Raw genomic sequence first — 1,821 nt, 5'->3', positions numbered from 1 at the left:
GCGAGCCGGCCGGCGTGTACGAGCTCGGGGGGCGCTCCAGTGGTGTGCGTCGCTGGCAGTGTCCGGGCGCGTCGGGCCGGGTTTGTCGACGACTCGGCAATGGCGCCGTACCCGACGAGATTGGGCGGCAGGTCATCTTCGGCGGTGGCGGTGGCGGTGGCGGTGGCCGGGCCATCGACCTCGAACGCGATGATCGGGTCTCCGACGGTGACCGTGGTGCCGGACTCGACAAACAGCCGGGTGACGACGCCGGCGTAGGGGGACGGCAGGTTGACGAGGGCTTTCGCGGTCTCGACTTCGGCGATGACCTGGTTCAGTGTGACGGTGTCCCCGACGGCCACGCGCCAGACCGCCACCTCCGATTCGGTGAGACCTTCCCCGAGGTCGGGCAGACGGAACTCCTTGACGGTCACGAGAAGTTCCGGGTTCCGGTGAGCGAGTTGGGGCGGTCCATGGCGCGGTCGATCCCGTCGAGAATCCGGTCGAGGTCGGGTAGGTGGTGCTTCTCCAGCCGCGACGCGGGGTAGGGGATGTCGAAGCCGGTGACCCTGACCGGGGCGTGCTCGAGGCTGTAGAAACACCGTTCGGTGATCCCCGCCGCGATCTCGGCGCCGAGCCCGCACGTCTCGGCGGCCTCATGCGTGATCACGAGCCTGCCCGTCTTGCTGACCGATTCGCTGACGGTGGTGAAGTCGATCGGTGACAGCGACCGGAGGTCGACAACTTCCACCGAGATGCCCTCCGACCGGGCGGCCTGCGCCGCGGCGATGGCGGTGTGCACGAGCCCCCCATAGGCGACGAGTGTCACGTCGGTGCCGTGGGCGACGATGGCGGCCGAGCCCATCGATGCGCGGTCGGCGGCCGCGTCATCCATCCGCACCTCGCCTTTCAGGTGGTATCTGCGCTTGGGCTCGAAGAACAGCACAGGGTCGTCACAAGCGATCGCTTCCTGGATGACCGTGAACGCGTCCTGCGGGCTCGAGATGCTCACCACCCTCAGCCCCGAGGTGTGCGTGAAATAGGCCTCGGGCGAGTCGGAGTGGTGCTCAGCGGCCCCGATGCCCCCGCCGAAGGGCACCCGGATCGTGAGCGGCATGCGCACGGCGCCACGGGTGCGGGAGTGCATGCGGGCGACCTGGCTGACAATCTGGTCGAACGCGGGGTAGATGAACCCGTCGAACTGGATCTCGCACACGGGACGGTAGCCGGCGTATGCCAGCCCGATGGCGGTGCCCAGAATGGCCGATTCCGCAAGCGGCGTATCCATCACCCTGCGCTCGCCGAAGCGTGCCTGCAGGCCCTCGGTGATGCGGTAGACGCCGCCGAGCGTGCCGATATCTTCGCCCATCAGCATCACGCGATCATCGTTTTCCATGGCGCGAGCAAGGCCCGCGTTGATCGCCTTGCCCAGAGTGAGGGTTGTGGTAGTTGTTTCGGTAGGGCGAGTGGATGCCTCGGCAATGGTCATGACGTCACGGCCCCGTTCTCCTCGAACATGCGCAGGTAGCGCTCGTATCTGTCGCGCTGGCCGGCGATCCCGGTGTGCGGCTCGCTGTAGACATGGTCGAAGATGCTCAGCGGCTCCGGATCCGGCATCGCGAGACACCTCGCGCGCAGTTCGGCGGCAACCGCATCAGATTCCTGGTCGATCTCGGCCTGCGCGCTGTCGCTGAGGGTGCCTGTTGATCGCAGATAGACACCGAGGCGATCGATCGGGTCTTTGCGGCGCCAGGCCTCCAGCTCGGCCGCGTCTCGATACCGGGTGGGATCATCCGCCGTCGTGTGCGGTCCCATCCGGTAGGTGACGGCCTCGATGAACGT

Annotated in this window: 3 protein-coding genes; all 3 read right to left on the bottom strand. The window is 67.3% G+C overall.

All coding sequences use genetic code 11. From position 1 onward, the window contains the following. Positions 1-413 (bottom strand): biotin/lipoyl-containing protein (locus RMN95_RS15590; RefSeq protein WP_309617824.1); only part of this gene is annotated, 413 nt, incomplete at its 3' end. Next, complete coding sequence (locus tag RMN95_RS15585; protein ID WP_309617823.1) at positions 410-1,468, bottom strand: alpha-ketoacid dehydrogenase subunit beta; 1,059 nt, start codon at positions 1,466-1,468, stop codon at positions 410-412. The genes RMN95_RS15585 and RMN95_RS15590, both read right to left, overlap by 4 nt. Beyond that, on the bottom strand, positions 1,465-1,821 hold a 357-nt coding region (locus RMN95_RS15580; RefSeq protein ID WP_309617822.1), incomplete at its 5' end, for a thiamine pyrophosphate-dependent enzyme. The genes RMN95_RS15580 and RMN95_RS15585, both read right to left, overlap by 4 nt.

It is taken from the genome of Salinibacterium sp. (genome assembly GCF_031364185.1).
Lineage (GTDB): Bacteria > Actinomycetota > Actinomycetes > Actinomycetales > Microbacteriaceae > Rhodoglobus.
The sequence above is the reverse complement of the archived record's forward strand: the minus strand, read 5'-3'. Positions and strand labels throughout refer to the sequence as shown.